The 16,207-nt window shown below is 24.5% G+C and carries 18 protein-coding genes and 1 pseudogene; 7 read left to right on the top strand and 12 right to left on the bottom strand.

What is annotated here, in order from left to right; translation table 4 throughout:
* Window positions 1-22 precede the first annotated feature (22 nt).
* From AC6I4F_RS08755 to pepF, 8 genes are all read right to left on the bottom strand, one after another.
* Window positions 23-268, bottom strand: coding sequence for an IS3 family transposase (locus AC6I4F_RS08755; RefSeq protein WP_497873634.1), 246 nt, complete (start codon window positions 266-268; stop codon window positions 23-25).
* Window positions 269-375: 107 nt separating this feature from the next.
* Entirely contained in the window at window positions 376-516 is a 141-nt protein-coding gene (locus AC6I4F_RS08750) for a hypothetical protein (RefSeq protein ID WP_497873633.1), read from the bottom strand.
* 414 nt (window positions 517-930) lie between these two features.
* Entirely contained in the window at window positions 931-1,320 is a 390-nt protein-coding gene (locus AC6I4F_RS08745) for a transposase (RefSeq protein WP_497873632.1), read from the bottom strand.
* On the bottom strand, window positions 1,313-1,552 hold the full coding sequence (locus AC6I4F_RS08740; RefSeq protein ID WP_497873631.1) for a hypothetical protein: 240 nt from the start codon (window positions 1,550-1,552) through the stop codon (window positions 1,313-1,315). The genes AC6I4F_RS08745 and AC6I4F_RS08740 overlap by 8 nt, the downstream gene beginning before the upstream one ends.
* The gene (locus tag AC6I4F_RS08735) at window positions 1,524-1,754 is read right to left on the bottom strand and encodes a hypothetical protein (RefSeq protein WP_497873630.1); all 231 of its coding nucleotides are present in this window, start codon (window positions 1,752-1,754) and stop codon (window positions 1,524-1,526) included. The genes AC6I4F_RS08740 and AC6I4F_RS08735 overlap by 29 nt, the downstream gene beginning before the upstream one ends.
* A gap of 444 nt (window positions 1,755-2,198) precedes the next feature.
* Window positions 2,199-3,569, bottom strand: a complete 1,371-nt coding sequence (locus tag AC6I4F_RS08730; RefSeq protein WP_497873629.1) for a hypothetical protein — start codon at window positions 3,567-3,569, stop codon at window positions 2,199-2,201.
* Window positions 3,570-4,045: 476 nt separating this feature from the next.
* Window positions 4,046-5,035 (bottom strand): GMP reductase, encoded by a 990-nt coding sequence (locus AC6I4F_RS08725; protein WP_497873628.1) that lies wholly within the window; start codon window positions 5,033-5,035, stop codon window positions 4,046-4,048.
* Window positions 5,036-5,163: 128 nt separating this feature from the next.
* The gene (gene pepF, locus AC6I4F_RS08720; RefSeq protein WP_497873627.1) at window positions 5,164-7,002 is read right to left on the bottom strand and encodes an oligoendopeptidase F; all 1,839 of its coding nucleotides are present in this window, start codon (window positions 7,000-7,002) and stop codon (window positions 5,164-5,166) included.
* 156 nt (window positions 7,003-7,158) lie between these two features.
* Here pepF and AC6I4F_RS08715 point away from each other — a divergent pair, with 156 nt between their 5' ends.
* A complete protein-coding gene (locus AC6I4F_RS08715) occupies window positions 7,159-8,547 on the top strand; it encodes a M17 family metallopeptidase (RefSeq protein ID WP_497873626.1) in 1,389 nt (462 codons plus the stop codon).
* Between the two features lie 961 nt (window positions 8,548-9,508).
* On the opposite strand, the gene AC6I4F_RS08710 is transcribed toward AC6I4F_RS08715, so the two are convergent.
* Entirely contained in the window at window positions 9,509-9,727 is a 219-nt protein-coding gene (locus AC6I4F_RS08710) for a hypothetical protein (protein WP_497873625.1), read from the bottom strand.
* 691 nt (window positions 9,728-10,418) lie between these two features.
* On the opposite strand from AC6I4F_RS08710, the gene AC6I4F_RS08705 reads away from it, so the two are divergent.
* Window positions 10,419-11,219 (top strand): ETX/MTX2 family pore-forming toxin, encoded by an 801-nt coding sequence (locus AC6I4F_RS08705; RefSeq protein ID WP_497873624.1) that lies wholly within the window; start codon window positions 10,419-10,421, stop codon window positions 11,217-11,219.
* 50 nt (window positions 11,220-11,269) lie between these two features.
* On the opposite strand, the gene trmB is transcribed toward AC6I4F_RS08705, so the two are convergent.
* A complete protein-coding gene (gene trmB, locus AC6I4F_RS08700) occupies window positions 11,270-11,620 on the bottom strand; it encodes a tRNA (guanine(46)-N(7))-methyltransferase TrmB (protein ID WP_497873623.1) in 351 nt (116 codons plus the stop codon).
* Window positions 11,621-11,690: 70 nt separating this feature from the next.
* Here trmB and AC6I4F_RS08695 point away from each other — a divergent pair, with 70 nt between their 5' ends.
* A complete protein-coding gene (locus AC6I4F_RS08695) occupies window positions 11,691-12,125 on the top strand; it encodes a hypothetical protein (protein WP_497873622.1) in 435 nt (144 codons plus the stop codon).
* Window positions 12,074-12,463, top strand: coding sequence for a transposase (locus tag AC6I4F_RS08690; RefSeq protein WP_497873621.1), 390 nt, complete (start codon window positions 12,074-12,076; stop codon window positions 12,461-12,463). The genes AC6I4F_RS08695 and AC6I4F_RS08690 overlap by 52 nt, the downstream gene beginning before the upstream one ends.
* An 85-nt stretch (window positions 12,464-12,548) precedes the next feature.
* Here the strand turns inward: AC6I4F_RS08690 and AC6I4F_RS08685 are convergent, their stop codons facing one another.
* Window positions 12,549-12,767, bottom strand: coding sequence for a hypothetical protein (locus AC6I4F_RS08685; RefSeq protein WP_497874693.1), 219 nt, complete (start codon window positions 12,765-12,767; stop codon window positions 12,549-12,551).
* 371 nt (window positions 12,768-13,138) lie between these two features.
* On the opposite strand from AC6I4F_RS08685, the gene AC6I4F_RS08680 reads away from it, so the two are divergent.
* Entirely contained in the window at window positions 13,139-13,960 is an 822-nt protein-coding gene (locus AC6I4F_RS08680) for an IS1595 family transposase (RefSeq protein ID WP_497873620.1), read from the top strand.
* 85 nt (window positions 13,961-14,045) lie between these two features.
* Here the strand turns inward: AC6I4F_RS08680 and AC6I4F_RS08675 are convergent, their stop codons facing one another.
* Window positions 14,046-14,264: a hypothetical protein gene (locus tag AC6I4F_RS08675; RefSeq protein ID WP_497874693.1), complete on the bottom strand. Its 219-nt coding sequence runs from the start codon at window positions 14,262-14,264 to the stop codon at window positions 14,046-14,048.
* 371 nt (window positions 14,265-14,635) lie between these two features.
* On the opposite strand from AC6I4F_RS08675, the gene AC6I4F_RS08670 reads away from it, so the two are divergent.
* On the top strand, window positions 14,636-15,517 hold the full coding sequence (locus AC6I4F_RS08670) for an IS1595 family transposase (RefSeq protein WP_497873619.1): 882 nt from the start codon (window positions 14,636-14,638) through the stop codon (window positions 15,515-15,517).
* Between the two features lie 301 nt (window positions 15,518-15,818).
* A pseudogene (rpsJ, locus tag AC6I4F_RS08665) lies at window positions 15,819-16,121 on the top strand (30S ribosomal protein S10); the annotation flags it as partial.
* Between the last annotated feature and the right edge of the window lie 86 nt (window positions 16,122-16,207).

Below are 16,207 nucleotides of genomic sequence, written 5' to 3'. Positions count from 1 at the left end.
TGACTTTATTATGATAATTTTTTTATGATAATTTAGTGTATTTTGATATTAAATTATGTTTATTCATAATTTTTTTAATTTTTCGTCTTGATAAATTAATTTTCTTTTCTTTTAGAACAACTTTTAATCTTCTTGTTTCATAAGCTTCTTTATTTTCTTTAAAAGCACTAATAACAGCTTCATCATACATATTATTTTGAATTTTATCTTCTTTTTTCTTGAAATTAAAATAATATGTTGATTTAGATATTTTTAAAAAACGACACATTGTACGAATTTTATATTTAACTTTATTTTTGATAATAATTTCTATTTTCTGCCTATTATTAGTGCTGCTTGCTTTAAAATATCATTTTTTATTCTTAATTGTTTTAATTATTTTCTTAATTTAATTAATTCATTTTCTTCAACAGAACGGTTATCTTTAGTTTTAAAAATGCCTGAATTAGTAAATTGCTTAATTCAATTATAAGTAGCTGCTCTTGTAACATTGTACTCTTTAGCAAGACAAGACACTGACTTATCACTTTGATATAAAGTTACTATTTGTTTTTTAAATTAATCTGAACATGAATTAATATTGGCCATAATTATAACTCCTTTCTTTTAACTAATTTGTTCACTTGTTTACTTAATTAGTGTCCAATAAAGTGTAACCCATCCATTTGTTCTTTTTTCAAAAATCTTATAAAACATTGAATTTGCATATCTGTAAAAAACGGAATTTGTTTTTTGGTAAATTCTTTTATTTGTGATTGTCGTAATATTGTTATTTGTTCGTTTGTAAGTGCTTGTATTTGTTGTATTGTGAGTGCTTGTATTTGCACAAGTTTTAATTCTTTAAGGCTTTTATCCCTTTATGTACTATTTTTAAATTTTATCACATAAATGGAGATAAAAGCCTATCTAGGAAATTATCCCCACATGTATCTAAATCAAACACAAAATTATAGTTTCAAAACTAGGTATCTTATTGAATTTATATGCAGCTTCATTTGCATATAAATGAATATTGTGTTTTGAAACTTTTATGTGTGTTCGGAAAGTTCGTCGGATGTGTTTTCATGCAGATTCAATCTGGTTTGTGTTTACACCTGTTGATGACACATACCCAACTTCATGATTTACGATTTCATGTTTGTGATATAAGTTTTTGAAACTTCCATATCTCTTCCAAGAATCCGTAAATAGACAACACCCAGTAGAAATGTGTTTCAATGCAAATCATAAAAGGTTTTTCTCATCTGCTTTTTTCAATACTTTCACAATTAGTTTGTTGCTGGTTTTCTCATAAACTCCAACAATCAAGGTTTTATTCAACAAGAAAGATCCTTTTTTTTTTAAAACCTACATGTGAAAGATACATTTCATTCATCTGTGCTGTGCCATCATCAATGAACCCTGCATCTTGATTCCAAATTCTAGTTCTGATTTCATGACCCATTCTTCAAGTTGTTTTATATGTCACACCCAATTCCCTTGCAACATCTGTTGATGGTATACCATGTTTGGTGTTTATTCATCTAAAGATGAGATAAAACCAAGATGTCAAAGGTGTTTGTGACTTGTGAAAAATGGTGTCATGAAGAATAATAAGATGTTTGATGACATTTCAAACATCTTATTCTTCTCAAATCAGAAACATTCAAACTAGAAGAAGCACACCTGATACATTTCATTACTTTCAACTTCGCTATATATTTCAAACAATCGTTTTCATTTTGAAATATGCTATTGAATTCATTTCAATTCATTTTTTCCTCCACACTAGTACATGTAGGGATAATTTCCTTTTTTAATTTTTGTTTTTGTTAATTTATTCATAATTACCCCCTAATAAGTATCAATAAAATATATCTTATTTATTATACTTTTCTTTTCAAAATATAAAAATTTTAAAAAGAATCTATTAAAATATATAAATTTGTCAGGTAATTATGAAACTAAAAATTAATCAATAATGGTAATCATACTATATGAAATTAAACAAAAGATTTCTGGATTAAGAAGTCGCAACTATGCAATCTCAACCTTCAACATCTAGACATGCTGTATCTTGAAATGAAATGGATCCCAATCGCTGTTTCAATGAAATTGGATATAACGATAATAGGGGGTTTACTTCTTCGTTTTAATATATTAAACTAAAATGTGTTATTTTTTATATTTCATCAAAAAATGAATTAATGACTTTACTTTTACATAACTTGGATAGATGGTTGATTTGAATCTGGATGATCTATCGGTTCGCTTTCATTTATTAAGTTTGCATTAAATGCTTGAAAATTAAATTGTTTTATTAATTTTTTAAAACTATAATTTTGTGCTTGTTGATTACCAAATCTTTCTATTCCTTTTGCAATTGAAATTTTTGTTCAAAATCAATCAAAATAAGAAAAAGAACAAGAAGTAAGAGTACTTTCAAAAATTACTGTTAATAGTGTTAATGGAAGTGCTTTTTTAATTTTTTCTAAATTTATTTCTTTTTTTTCGCCATAAAGACCAGTTAATATATTTTTAAAACTTGATACAAAAAGAAGCATACTAACAGTACTACCATATTTAATAATTTTTGAAAAGTTTTCATTTTTTAAATTTTGTCATAATTTTTCAATGCAAGGTTGAGCGATTTTATCAAAAATTAATTCTTCAATTAAAATACTAGTAAAAAAAATACTTATTCTTTCTATAAAAGAGATGAAGTTTAAATTTTCTTCACTAACATATAAATATAAAAATTGATCTCAAATACTAATACCACCAATTACTAAAGAAAAAGATAAGTATTTTCATTTATTTTTTAAAGAAATAAGTTTGTAATTTAAATACGATAAATTCATTACTGTAATACCACTAATACCACTCATTAATACATCTCAAAAATTATGATAAAGATTTTCAGGTAACTTTTCTTTATGAAAATAATTTTTAGCTTCAAATAATAATACTGATCCGAAAGCAAAATTTAAAAAAAATGTATTAGGTAAAAACATATATTTTGAACTGAAAAATTTTTTTAAAAAATTAGGTTTTTCTTTATTTATTGGTAAAAAAATAGTTAAATCCAAGTCATTTAAATTATTATTGTATTCTCTTTCTTCTTCATTATTGTATATTTTATATTTTGTTTCAATTTTTTTATTTTCATTTAAATTTGATAATTCTAAAATAACTCTGCCATCATTTAATATAATTTCTTTCATTAAATATAATTGATTATCAATATTTGCTATTTTTTCATTTAAAATATCATCTGTTATAAATTTCGTATTATATTCTCAATTACCATTAATATCTAATCTTTTCTGTGTTTTTCCACCATAACGATCATCAGTATCCGTTCAATCATTGCTAAAATTAACAATAGTATTTACTGAATCACCATCAAATAATAAACTGTTTAAATTATTATTTTCTCTTCCATTTGTTATTTGATCATCATCTAAAGTTATAATACTTTCAGTACTAGATGAATCATTATGATTTATTGACATATTTGAATTATTAATTCCATTATAATTAATATGTGCACTTGTTTCTAATAAAGGTAATTTTGCTTTATTAATCATCTTTTCATCCCCTTCAAAATAAAAAACCATTTACTTTGAAATGAAAGTAAATGGATTAAAAAACTTATATTAATTTTTATATTTATTATAAAGAAATAAAACGTATTTCACAATATATTTTTGTCTGGTATTTTAAATAAAGTTTATTTAATTCATTATATTTTATTAAAATATAATTGAATATAAACTAAAAAGCAAAAAAATATGGAAAAAAGTAAAAAAAGTAAAACTATTAAAGAAGATATCATAAAGAAATGTAATCAAAATAAATATAAAATAATGATAAAAAATCAGAAAAAAATTTCAGACAAAGTAGTTCAAATATTAAAAATAATTTAATCATTAGATTCTTTAATATCATTAAACAATTATGCCGGTGAATTCAATTATCATCATAGGCTGTTTGATTTGCTTATATTTTAATAAAAAACAATTCTGGGTACCCAGAATTGTTTTTAAAGAAAAATTAAAAGTTATTAACGATCGTCACCATTATTAATAGTACCTTTAACAATAACATAATCACATTTTGTTAATGCAGATAAATCTTTACCGCCAGCATAAGAAATAGCAGATTGTAAATCTTCTTCCATTTCTTTATAAGTATCAGCAATTGAACCTTTATATGGAACAAGTATTTTTTTACCTTCAATATTTTTCGCTTCCGCTTTGTTAAAAATACTTGCTGATCCAAAATATTCTTTGTAAGATTGACCATTTATTGTAACAATTTTGCCAGGTGATTCATCATAACCCGCTAAAATACTTCCTGCCATAATCATAGTGGCACCAAAAGCTATTGCTTTAGCAATATCACCATTACATCTAATACCGCCATCTGCAATTAATGGTTTAGTGGTGTTATTGGCAACATCTTGTAAAGCATTTAATTGTCAACCACCTGTACCAAATCCAGTTTTTAGTTTAGTAATACAAGCTTTTCCTGGGCCAACACCAAATTTAATTGCATCAGCTCCTCATTTTTCTAAATCTTTAACAGCGGTTTTTGTCATAACGTTACCAGTAATAATAAAAGGTTTAGTATTTGTTTTAGCAAAAGTAGTTTTTATAAATTTAATCATTTCTTTCATAGCATTACTATGACCATGAGCAATATCAATAGTAATAAATTCAGGAATTAGATTCAGTTTGATTAATTGTTCAAGTAACTCTTTATCCTCTTTTTTAACACCAATGCTAATTGAAGCATATAATTTTTGTTCATGCATACTTTTAATAAATTTAATTTGATCGATATTAAAACGGTGCATTACATAAAAGTAATTATTTTTAGCCAATCAAATACATAATTCTTGGTTAATGACAGCACTCATATTTGCCGGAATAATTGGAATTTTAAAAGTAAAATCATTTATTTTAACGCTGGTATCACATTCTTTTCGTGATTTAACTATTCCTTTATTTGCAATTAGATTTATATCTTCAAAATCAAATTTCACATTCATTTTTTATTTATTCTCCTTAGTCTTTACTAATTGTAATAGTCAAAATATGTACATATTATTTTATAACGTTTTAAATAAAATGCTAAAAAACTAAAACACCATTAGTATTATATATTATTTTTTGCAATTTAATTATCTTTATTATTAATTAAGTCTGATAATTGGTTAATCATTTTCTTTAAATTAGTAATTAATGGATTATAAACATCAATTTGTGTTAAATCAACACCCGCATCTTTTAAAATATCTAATGGATATTTGCTGCCACCAGTTTTTAAAAAGTTAAGTAAATTTTCTTTTTTACCATTTTTAACATCTTCATAAAGTTTATAAGAAACGGTAATTGAAGTAGCATATTTATAAACATAATAAGGTGAGTGGAAAAAATGAAGAATTCGTGGTCATGAGTATTCTTTTGCTTTTTCTTCGTATTTATCTAATGCTTTTTGTCCATATTTATTAGCTGTATTTTCAAATAAATCAGCCAAAATATCGGCGTTTAATGGCACTTCTTTTTCTACTAATTTATGTGCTTCTCATTCAAATTCAGCAAATTGAATTTGACGAAAAAAAGTACCAATTACAGTTTCAATATGAGTTTGTAGTAAGTAAATGCGTTCTTGATTATTTGACGCTTTATTATATAAATAATCAAATGCTAGATGTTCATTAACTGTTGAAGCAACTTCAGCTAAAATAATTGGATAGTCAGCATTTGGATATTTTTGATATTTTTCTGAAAATAGGGTGTGAACAGAATGACCTAATTCATGAGCTAGTGTATTAAGTGAATTAATAGTATCATCTCAATTCATTAAAATAATGGGTTCTACGCCATTACCACCTGTTGAATAAGCACCAGTTCGTTTATTTGTGTCTTCATAATAGTCAATTCTACCTGGTAATAATGCTAAGTTTAATTGTTCTAAATATTCATCACCTAAGATACTTAAAATTTCTTTGATTGAATTAATACCTTCTTCAACACTGAATTTTTTGGTTGGTATTGTTGTCATTTTTAAACTAGTATCGGTACTATAAAATTTTTTAAATTTAAAAAATTTACGTTTTAAATTATAAAATTCTTCTACTAAAATAGCGTGTTTCTGTCCCGTTTTTATTAAATTTTCATATAGTATTAATGGTACATCATCACTTAATAAACTATATTCTAAAGTAGTTAAATGTTTTTTATTATCTTTTTCTTTATCGTTGTTACGAATTTTTATTTCTTCAACAGCTACTTCTAAAATACTTTCATAAACTTTTGCTAATGAATGTTTTTTATTTTTAATATCTTCATAAAATTTTTTTGAAATATCAATTCTTAATTGTTGATCTTTTACTGGATTACTATTTTCTAAAATGTCTAAATATAAAGTTTGTGTTAATTCTTGTTCTTTATTTTGATAATTAAACATTGTTTTTTGTTTATCAGCATAAACCAAACTATCATATAAACCACCACCAGCACTTCTTGATTTACTAACTTTGCTTAGTAAAGTTTCATCGTGCTCACTTAAAATAAATTTTTCAAATTTAAAGAAAACTTCCATATCATGTTTATATATCATTAATGAGGGATCATTATTAATCCAGTTTTTAATAGTTTGTAAACCAATAGTTTTAATTTCTGATTCAATCCATGCTAACTTTTCCGATAACTTACTTTGTTGAGTCGCAAATAAACTAGATAATTGTTGCAATTCTAAGTTAGTTTGATCTAAATCTCCATAATGTAAATATTGTACAACTTTAGAGCCTAACATTGATATTTCTTTGCTAATTACTAAATATTTTTTAAAGTTATCAATATTATTTAATTTTCCTTTAAAAGTTAAAAGTTGATTGGCAAATTTATCAAACTCAGGTAAAGCTTTTTTTCAAGATTCATTATTAATAAATAAATGCTTAAAATTTCAGCAGTACTTTTTTTTATTTTTTTCATTTAATTCAGAACGCTTCATAGTTTTTGCTCCATTCTATGTTAATATTACAATACAATAATAATATAATAATAATACAATAATATTGTTTAACTTATCTATTTTTGTTGTAATTTTTGAAAATATTAATTCAGATATATTGTAATTATTTTAATATTACCATTTAGGAGTGAAAATATGGATAAAAATATTCTACTTAATGTTAGTAGTAAACTTGAATTAAAATTAACAGCGGTATTTGCTGATAAAGTTCCTCATGAGTTGATTGCTAAAGAAAAAAATAAATTAACATTAATTTCTGAAGATAAAACTTATTACCTATATTTAGGTGATAGTAAGGGCTTAACTCGTAATGATGTTTATAATTTTTTTGTAAATTTTAGTAGTAATAATAGTCAAGATTTGGATATTGATGTCAAATCTTTTGTTACGAGTAATTTAGATGAAAGTATACTTTTACAAACTATATATGAAGCATTATGATTCGGTACTTTTAAAGAATATACTTTAAAAAGTAAAAAAATTGAAGAAAAAAAAGTTAAATATAATGTTGTTTCAACAGCAAAATTCCCTAACTATACTTCACAACAACAGATCGAAATTCAAGGAGAAAGTATTAATTTAGCACGTAATTTGCAAGATTTGCCACCTAATTTATTATATCCCGAAGTTTTTGCAAAAAAAATTCAAGATGCAGCAAAAGGTATTAAAAATTTATCAGTAAAGGTTTTAGGGCAAAAAGAAATAACAGAACTAAATATGAATTTATTATTAGCAGTTAATGCCGGAAGTAATTTTGATGCTCGTGTTGTTGTTTTAGAATATAAAGGTCATCCACAGCATGCCGATGATATTTTAGGATTAGTTGGTAAAGGAATTACTTTTGATAGTGGTGGTTATTCACTAAAACCTTCTTCAGCAATGAAAGGTATGAAATTTGATATGTCGGGTGCAGCTAGTGTATGTAATGCTGCCATTGCTGCTGCTAAATTACAATTAAAAATAAACTTTGTCGCTGTTGCTTGTTTAACAGAAAATAAGATTGGTGGTCATGCTACTTTAGTAGAAACAGTCTTTACTTCAATGAATGGTAAAACTGTAGAAATTAATAATACCGATGCAGAAGGAAGGTTGGTATTAGCAGATGGTATGACATATGCTTTACGTAAAGGAAAAGCAAATCGTATTATTGAATTATCAACTTTAACTGGCGCAATGCTAGTGGCATTAGGTAGCTATATGACTGGTGCTTTTGCTACTGATGATAAATTATTTAATGATTTTGATTTATCATCACAACAAACTAATGAAGAAATTTGAAGAATGCCAATTCATCAACAAAATATTTTAAATATGCGTTCATCTAAAATAGCTGATTTAAGTAATCTTTCTAAAGATCCATATGGTGGTTCATCAAATGCTGCTGCATTTTTAAAAGAATTTAGTGAAGATAAACCATTTTTACATTTAGATATTGCGGGAACTGCTTATAAAAATGATCGTGGTATGGGTGTATTAATTAAAACATTAGTTCAATATATGAAAAATTATAGTACAAGTAAATAAAGTTATAAAAAGGAATAATCATAACAATTATTCCTTTTTTATTTTATAAAAAAGTTATTTGACAATATTTTTAGTTAATTGGTATTGAAAAAATATTTGATTCTATTTTTTGTAGTGTTTTTAATAATAGTGGTAGTTGATAATTATTAATTTTATTAATATTTAATCGATTACTTGTATCAATAGTATCATTTAATTTAATATTTATTTTTTCTAAGATTTTAATATTTTTATTAAATTTTTCATAATAATTTTTGACTAATTTTTCTAAATTTTCTTCAGTAATATTTGAATTTAATTGGAAAATTGAATTGTTTGAGTAAACAGAGTGATAATATTTTAGGAAAATTACATATATAACTTAATGCTTGACAAGTATATGTATTTTTAAATTTTTCTCAACAAAAATCAGTAATATTAAGTTTAAATGAAAAACCAATTTGGGCTATTATTGCAACTATTATATTTTCTTTAGTTATTAGTAGTTTTAAATCTTTTATAAAATCTATTTTTTTGTTAGCACTTATTTGAGCAGTAATAATATCAAAATAACTATCAAGTGTCATTGAAGAAACTATTTATATTAATCAAGTAAATAAATATTTAATATTTTTACAAATATTGCTATTGTAGTTATTATTGGGATTTAAAGTTTGTATTTCTAAAATTTTTTGTATTTCATTTAAATTAAATTCTAGTTTAATAAAACTTAAATCATATCATCTTTTTAAAACAGTTATTTTTTCATATTCTAATTCAATATTTGCTTCACTAACAGTAGGTTTATTAATAATTTTTTTAATGCATTTTCATAATAATGAGTGTTTAATATTTTTTAATCCATTTTCAAATAGATTAAATTTTAATTTAAAAATTATTAATGCTAAAAAGGATACAATAATAGTTTCAAGAGCAGTAAAAGTTTTAACAAAGGATGTTGGATTTAAAGGTAAATCATTGGCTATATCGTTTTTATAGAACTAGCAAAAGCTACTCCGCTAGTAAAAACTGCGAAAGTAGCAATAATTTTTATTAATTCATTAGTAATTATTGAATATGCTTTAAGATTGTTATTAATGTTTTCTTCAATGGTTAATATAATATCATTTTCAGTATTATTATTTAAAAGAGTTTTAAACTTTGTAACTAATTGTTGACATAAGTTTGAAAACTCTTTCATTTGTGTTTCTAATGTATTTTTATTTGTTTCAAGAACATTAATTTTAGTTTTTATTTCCTCAAAATTAAGGTTAGTTGTTTCAGTAGTATTAGTAAATACTTTATCTTTTATTTTATTTCATACTTTATAAAATAAAGTTTTTTTTCTAATTGACTATTACCGAAATTTGTTAAACATTTCTTTAGAAATGAAACAAAGAGTAAAATAGTAGTATTGCCAAGTACTTCTCATTTAATTAAAGTAGTAAATGCCTTTTTAAAATCTATATACTCATTACTATTTACTTGAGTACTAATAATGTTTAAACTAGCAATTGTAATAATAACTGATGATATTCATAACGACCCCGAAACTAAATGTTTAATTTCTTGGTAAAATTCATTAGTTCAATTTTAATAGTTTGTTTTCATGTGCCAGTATTATTTGATAGTGGTAATAAAGGTGTGGTTTCAGTTATTAATGATAATGGCATTAGTATTCTCCTTAATTACTTAAAATATTTGTTTTTTTAATTCTTTATAATAAATTCAAATAAAATATTTTATACAATATTTACTTTTAATGTTATTTATAATATTACTATTATCAATATTATAAGTTTTCGTATAAATTAAATAATTAATTATTACTTATTTATATAAGAATAAAAGATAAAATTTGTTAAAAATAATGTTAATTTTAAATAATTTCCATGGAAAATATTATTAAAGATATCAATAATACAATTATTCCAAAAAATGGATGAGTAGCAGATGGTAATTATGAAATACCAATTTCCATGAAGGATTTGATTCAAAAAGAATATGATAAATATTTTACTGGCAAAGAAGGTACTTTAAAACCAATAAAGACTGTTGCTAAAGATGAAAATATAGTAGATTCTTTTCAAGACATTTATACTAATAGTTTTAATACCAAACAAATTTATCAAACTCAATCACAATCTAAAACTATTACTAATACTAATACTTTTTCTTGAAAAATATTAGAAAAAATTGGAGTTAAAGTTAAAGCTGAATTTAAAATTCTTTTAGTTGGTAAAAGTGATGTTGAAACTAGTGCTGAATTTGGTTCAGAGCAACAAGGAACTAAAACTACTAGTGATAGTGAAACATTAACTAATCTAAGTCAATCATTTAAATTAAAATCACATTCAATAGGAACAGTTTTATATACTATTAAGCAAGGAACGTATCATAATGAAGGGAAAATTAGTTATCCAGTAAATTTAACTGATACTATTAGTTATTCATATTATTGATCACAAACGGGTCAATGAAGTAAAAGTGACTATACTATTAAAGATTTGATTAAACTTTTAGTTGATAACGGTTATAAAGAACAACTTAAAATTGGTTCTAACACTTATTCAATTATTTCAACAGATAATCCCGATAACCCAAAAACTGTTTTTTTTAAATTTACCTATTTCTTGAGATTCACAGGGTGGAAAATTAAATGTAACATTTGATGAAAAATCTTTATAGTTTAATATGAATATAATCTTAGTTAATCATTAACTTTTTTTAATAAAATTGAAGTTTAAACTTCAATTTTATTTTTTTGTATTAATAAATAATTAATGTTTTTATTTTGTTTAATGAATTTTTCTTCATATTCAGTTTTAATAAATGCTTCATCATTTTTTATTATATTATTATCTTGATGTAGATTAATTTTATATTCTAATAAATTTCATTTATTTTTTTGAAATTCTAAAAGTGAATAATTAAATAAATTGTTATTATCTGTTTTAAAGTGAAGTTGACCATTTTTTATTAAAATTTTTTTGTATATTTCTAAAAATTTTTGGTATGTTAATCTTCTTTTAAAATGTCTTTTTTTAGGTCATGGATCATAAAAATTTAAATAAATTTTGGAAATTATCCCCACATGTACTAGTGTGGAGGAAAAAATGAATTAAAATGAATTCAATAGCATATTTCAAAATGAAAACGATTGTTTGAAATATATAGCGAAGTTGAAAGTAATGAAATGTATCAGGTGTTTTTCTTCTAGTTTGAATGTTTCTGATTTAAAAAGAATAAGATGTTTGAAATGTCATCAAACATTTAGTATTCTTCATGACACCATTTTTCACAAGTCACAAACACCTTTGACATCTTGGTTTTATCTCATCTTTAGATGAATAAACACAAAGCATGGTATACCATCAACAGATGTTGCAAGGGAATCGGGTGTGACATATAAAACAGCTTGAAGAATGAGTCATGAAATCAGAACTAGAATTTGGAATCAAGATGCAGGGTTCATTGATGATGGCACAGCACAGATGGATGAAATGTATTTTTCACATGTAGTTTTTAAAAAAAAAGAAGATCCTTGTTGAATAAAACCTTGATTGTTGGAGTTTATGAGAAAACCAGCAACAAACTAATTGTGAAAGTATTGAAAAAAGCAGATGAGAAAAACTTTTTATGATTTGCATTGAAACACATTTCTACTGGGTGTTGTCTATTTACGGATTCTTGGAGGGGATATGGAAGTTTCAAAAACTTCTATCACAAACATGAAATCGTAAATCATGAAGTTGGGTATGTGTCATCAAAAGGTGTAAACACAAACCAGATTGAATCTGCATGAAAACACATCCGACGAACTTTTCGAACACACATAAAATTTTCAAAACACAATATTCATTTATATGCAAAAGAAGCTGCATATAAATCCAATAATATACCTAGTTTTGAAACTATAATTTTGTGTTTGATTTAGATACATGCGGGGATAATTTCCTAGATAGGCTTTTATCTCCGTTTATGTGATAAAATTTAAAAATAGTACATAAAGGGATAAAAGCCTAAATTTTATTAATTTCATTATTGGCAAAAAAATCTTTTAAATTTATGGCATCTTCTATAATTATTTTTAAATTACATAATTTATTTTCAATTAATTTTTTTAATAATATAGTTACAATAGAAATATTTTTTTCAATAGCAATATAATTTTGATTTGAATTTTGTTTAGCAAGATTTATAATGAAATTTCCTTTGCCACTTCCAATTTCAATATTGATTGGATTTTTATTTTATAATATTCTTTTATTTCATTTCCCTTTGTAATTATAGGGAACATTAATACATAAATTATTATTTGTTAAAATAAATTCTTTTGCTCATGGCTTATTTCTTACTCTCATTATAATTCCTTTTCTAATTTAATCAACATAGTTGTTATAAAAGTGTAACTTACTAATTTTAGAATTATATCAAAATTGAAGTTTAAATATCTTTTGCTAAAAGAATTTCATTATTATATTTATATCATGTAATATTTTTATTTAAATAAATTTTGTGAAATATTATAATTATATATTACCTTTTACTTGTTTAAAGTAAGAAAATAATAAAGGAAATTATCCCCACATGTACTAGTGTTGAGGAAAAAATGAATTGAAATGAATTCAATAGCATATTTCAAAATGAAAACGATTGTTTGAAATATATAGCGAAGTTGAAAGTAATGAAATGTATCAGGTGTGCTTCTTCTAGTTTGAATGTTTCTGATTTGAGAAGAATAAGATGTTTGAAATGTCATCAAACATTTAGTATTTTTCATGACACCATTTTTCACAAGTCACAAACACCTTTGACATCTTGGTTTTATCTCATCTTTAGATGAATAAACACCAAACATGGAATTCCATCAACAGATGTTGCAAAAGAATTGGGAGTGACTTTGAAAACTGCCTGAAGAATGGGTCATGAAATAAGAACTAGAATTTGGAATCAAGATGCAGGGTTCATTGATGATGGCACAGCACAGATGGATGAAATGTATCTTTCACATGTAGGTTTTAAAAAACAAGGAAGATCCTTGCTGAATAAAACCTTGATTGTTGGAGTTTATGAGAAAACCAGCAACAAACTAATTGTGAAAGTATTGAAAAAAGCAGATGAGAAAAACTTTTTATGATTTGCATTGAAACACATTTCTACTGGGTGTTGTCTATTTACGGATTCTTGGAGGGGATATGGAAGTTTCAAAAACTTCTATCACAAACATGAAATCGTAAATCATGAAGTTGGGTATGTGTCATCAAAAGGTGTAAACACAAACCAGATTGAATCTGCATGAAAACACATCCGACGAACTTTTCGAACACACATAAAATTTTCAAAACACAATATTCATTTATATGCAAAAGAAGCTGCATATAAATCCAATAATATACCTAGTTTTGAAACTATAATTTTGTGTTTGATTTAGATACATGCGGGGATAATTTCCTAGATAGGCTTTTATCTCCGTTTATGTGATAAAATTTAAAAATAGTACATAAAGGGATAAAAGCCTAAATTTTATTAATTTCATTATTGGCAAAAAAATCTTTTAAATTTATGGCATCTTCTATAATTATTTTTAAATTACATAATTTATTTTCAATTAATTTTTTTAATAATATAGTTACAATAGAAATATTTTTTTCAATAGCAATATAATTTTGATTTGAATTTTGTTTAGCAAGATTTATAATGAAATTTCCTTTGCCACTTCCAATTTCAATATTGATTGGATTTTTATTTTATAATATTCTTTTATTTCATTTCCCTTTGTAATTATAGGGAACATTAATACATAAATTATTATTTGTTAAAATAAATTCTTTTGCTCATGGCTTATTTCTTACTCTCATTATAATTCCTTTTCTAATTTAATCAACATAGTTGTTATAAAAGTGTAACTTACTAATTTTAGAATTATATCAAAATTGAAGTTTAAATATCTTTTGCTAAAAGAATTTCATTATTATATTTATATCATGTAATATTTTTATTTAAATAAATTTTGTGAAATATTATAATTATATATTACCTTTTACTTGTTTAAAGTAAGAAAATAATAAAGGAAATTATCCCCACATGTACTAGTGTTGAGGAAAAAATGAATTGAAATGAATTCAATAGCATATTTCAAAATGAAAACGATTGTTTGAAATATATAGCGAAGTTGAAAGTAATGAAATGTATCAGGTGTGCTTCTTCTAGTTTGAATGTTTCTGATTTGAGAAGAATAAGATGTTTGAAATGTCATCAAACATTTAGTATTTTTCATGACACCATTTTTCACAAGTCACAAACACCTTTGACATCTTGGTTTTATCTCATCTTTAGATGAATAAACACCAAACATGGAATTCCATCAACAGATGTTGCAAAAGAATTGGGAGTGACTTTGAAAACTGCCTGAAGAATGGGTCATGAAATAAGAACTAGAATTTGGAATCAAGATGCAGGGTTCATTGATGATGGCACAGCACAGATGGATGAAATGTATCTTTCACATGTAGGTTTTAAAAAACAAGGAAGATCCTTGCTGAATAAAACCTTGATTGTTGGAGTTTATGAGAAAACCAGCAACAAACTAATTGTGAAAGTATTGAAAAAAGCAGATGAGAAAAACCTTTTATGATTTGCATTGAAACACATTTCTACTGGGTGTTGTCTATTTACGGATTCTTGGAAAGAATATGGAAGTTTCAAAAACTTCTATCACAAACATGAAATCGTAAATAATGAAGTTGGGTATGTGTCATCAACAGGTGTAAACACAAACCAGATTGAATCTGCATGAAAACACATCCGATGAACTTTTCGAACACACATAAAAGTTTCAAAACACAATATTCATTTATATGCAAATGAAGCTGCATATAAATTCAATAAGATACCTAGTTTTGAAACTATAATTTTGTGTTTGATTTATATACATGTGGGGATAATTTCCTATATAGGCTTTTATCTCCATTTATGTGATAAAATTTAAAAATAGTACATAAAGGGATAAAAGCCATAATAAAAAAATAATGGTATTTTATTATTTTTTTAATAAAAATCTTTATTTTTTACAACTAAATTAATAGTTAAAAGATTATGAGCAAAAAACCCATTATTTTTTTTGTATTTTTTGTATTTTGCTATTCCCTTTTACAATTACACTATGTTATACTTACAAGGCGTGATTGTTATGTATAAATGCTGATACACTGATATCAGTTGTCATTATATCACATGTTTTGTTCTTTATTTTATTAAAAATCGTTCTAAGGAGGATATAGCCAATGGCAATCATAGGAGACAAAGTAAAAATTCGTTTAGAAAGTTATGATCACTCAGCTATTGACCAAATAGCACAGAAAATTAAAGATGTGTTAAAAAAAGAAGGTGCTGAAGTGGTAGGTCCAATTCCATTACCAACTCATAAAGAAATTTTCACTATTCTTCGTTCACCGCATAAACATAAAGATTCACGTGAACAATTTGAAAAGAGAACTCACAAAAGAATTATTGGTGCTCAATTATCACCAAAATCTTTAAATGCTCTAAGTGGACTTACTATCCCTAATAGTGTTAGTATCTCTTTGATAATCGAATCTAAAGATGAAAAAAAATCAACTTTAAATCAAGTATCAAAAAAGATTAATAAAAAAAAATATTAAAATCGATAAATATTAAT

The organism is Spiroplasma ixodetis, assembly GCF_059729505.1.
This window is presented reverse-complemented; position numbering and strand designations above follow the sequence as displayed.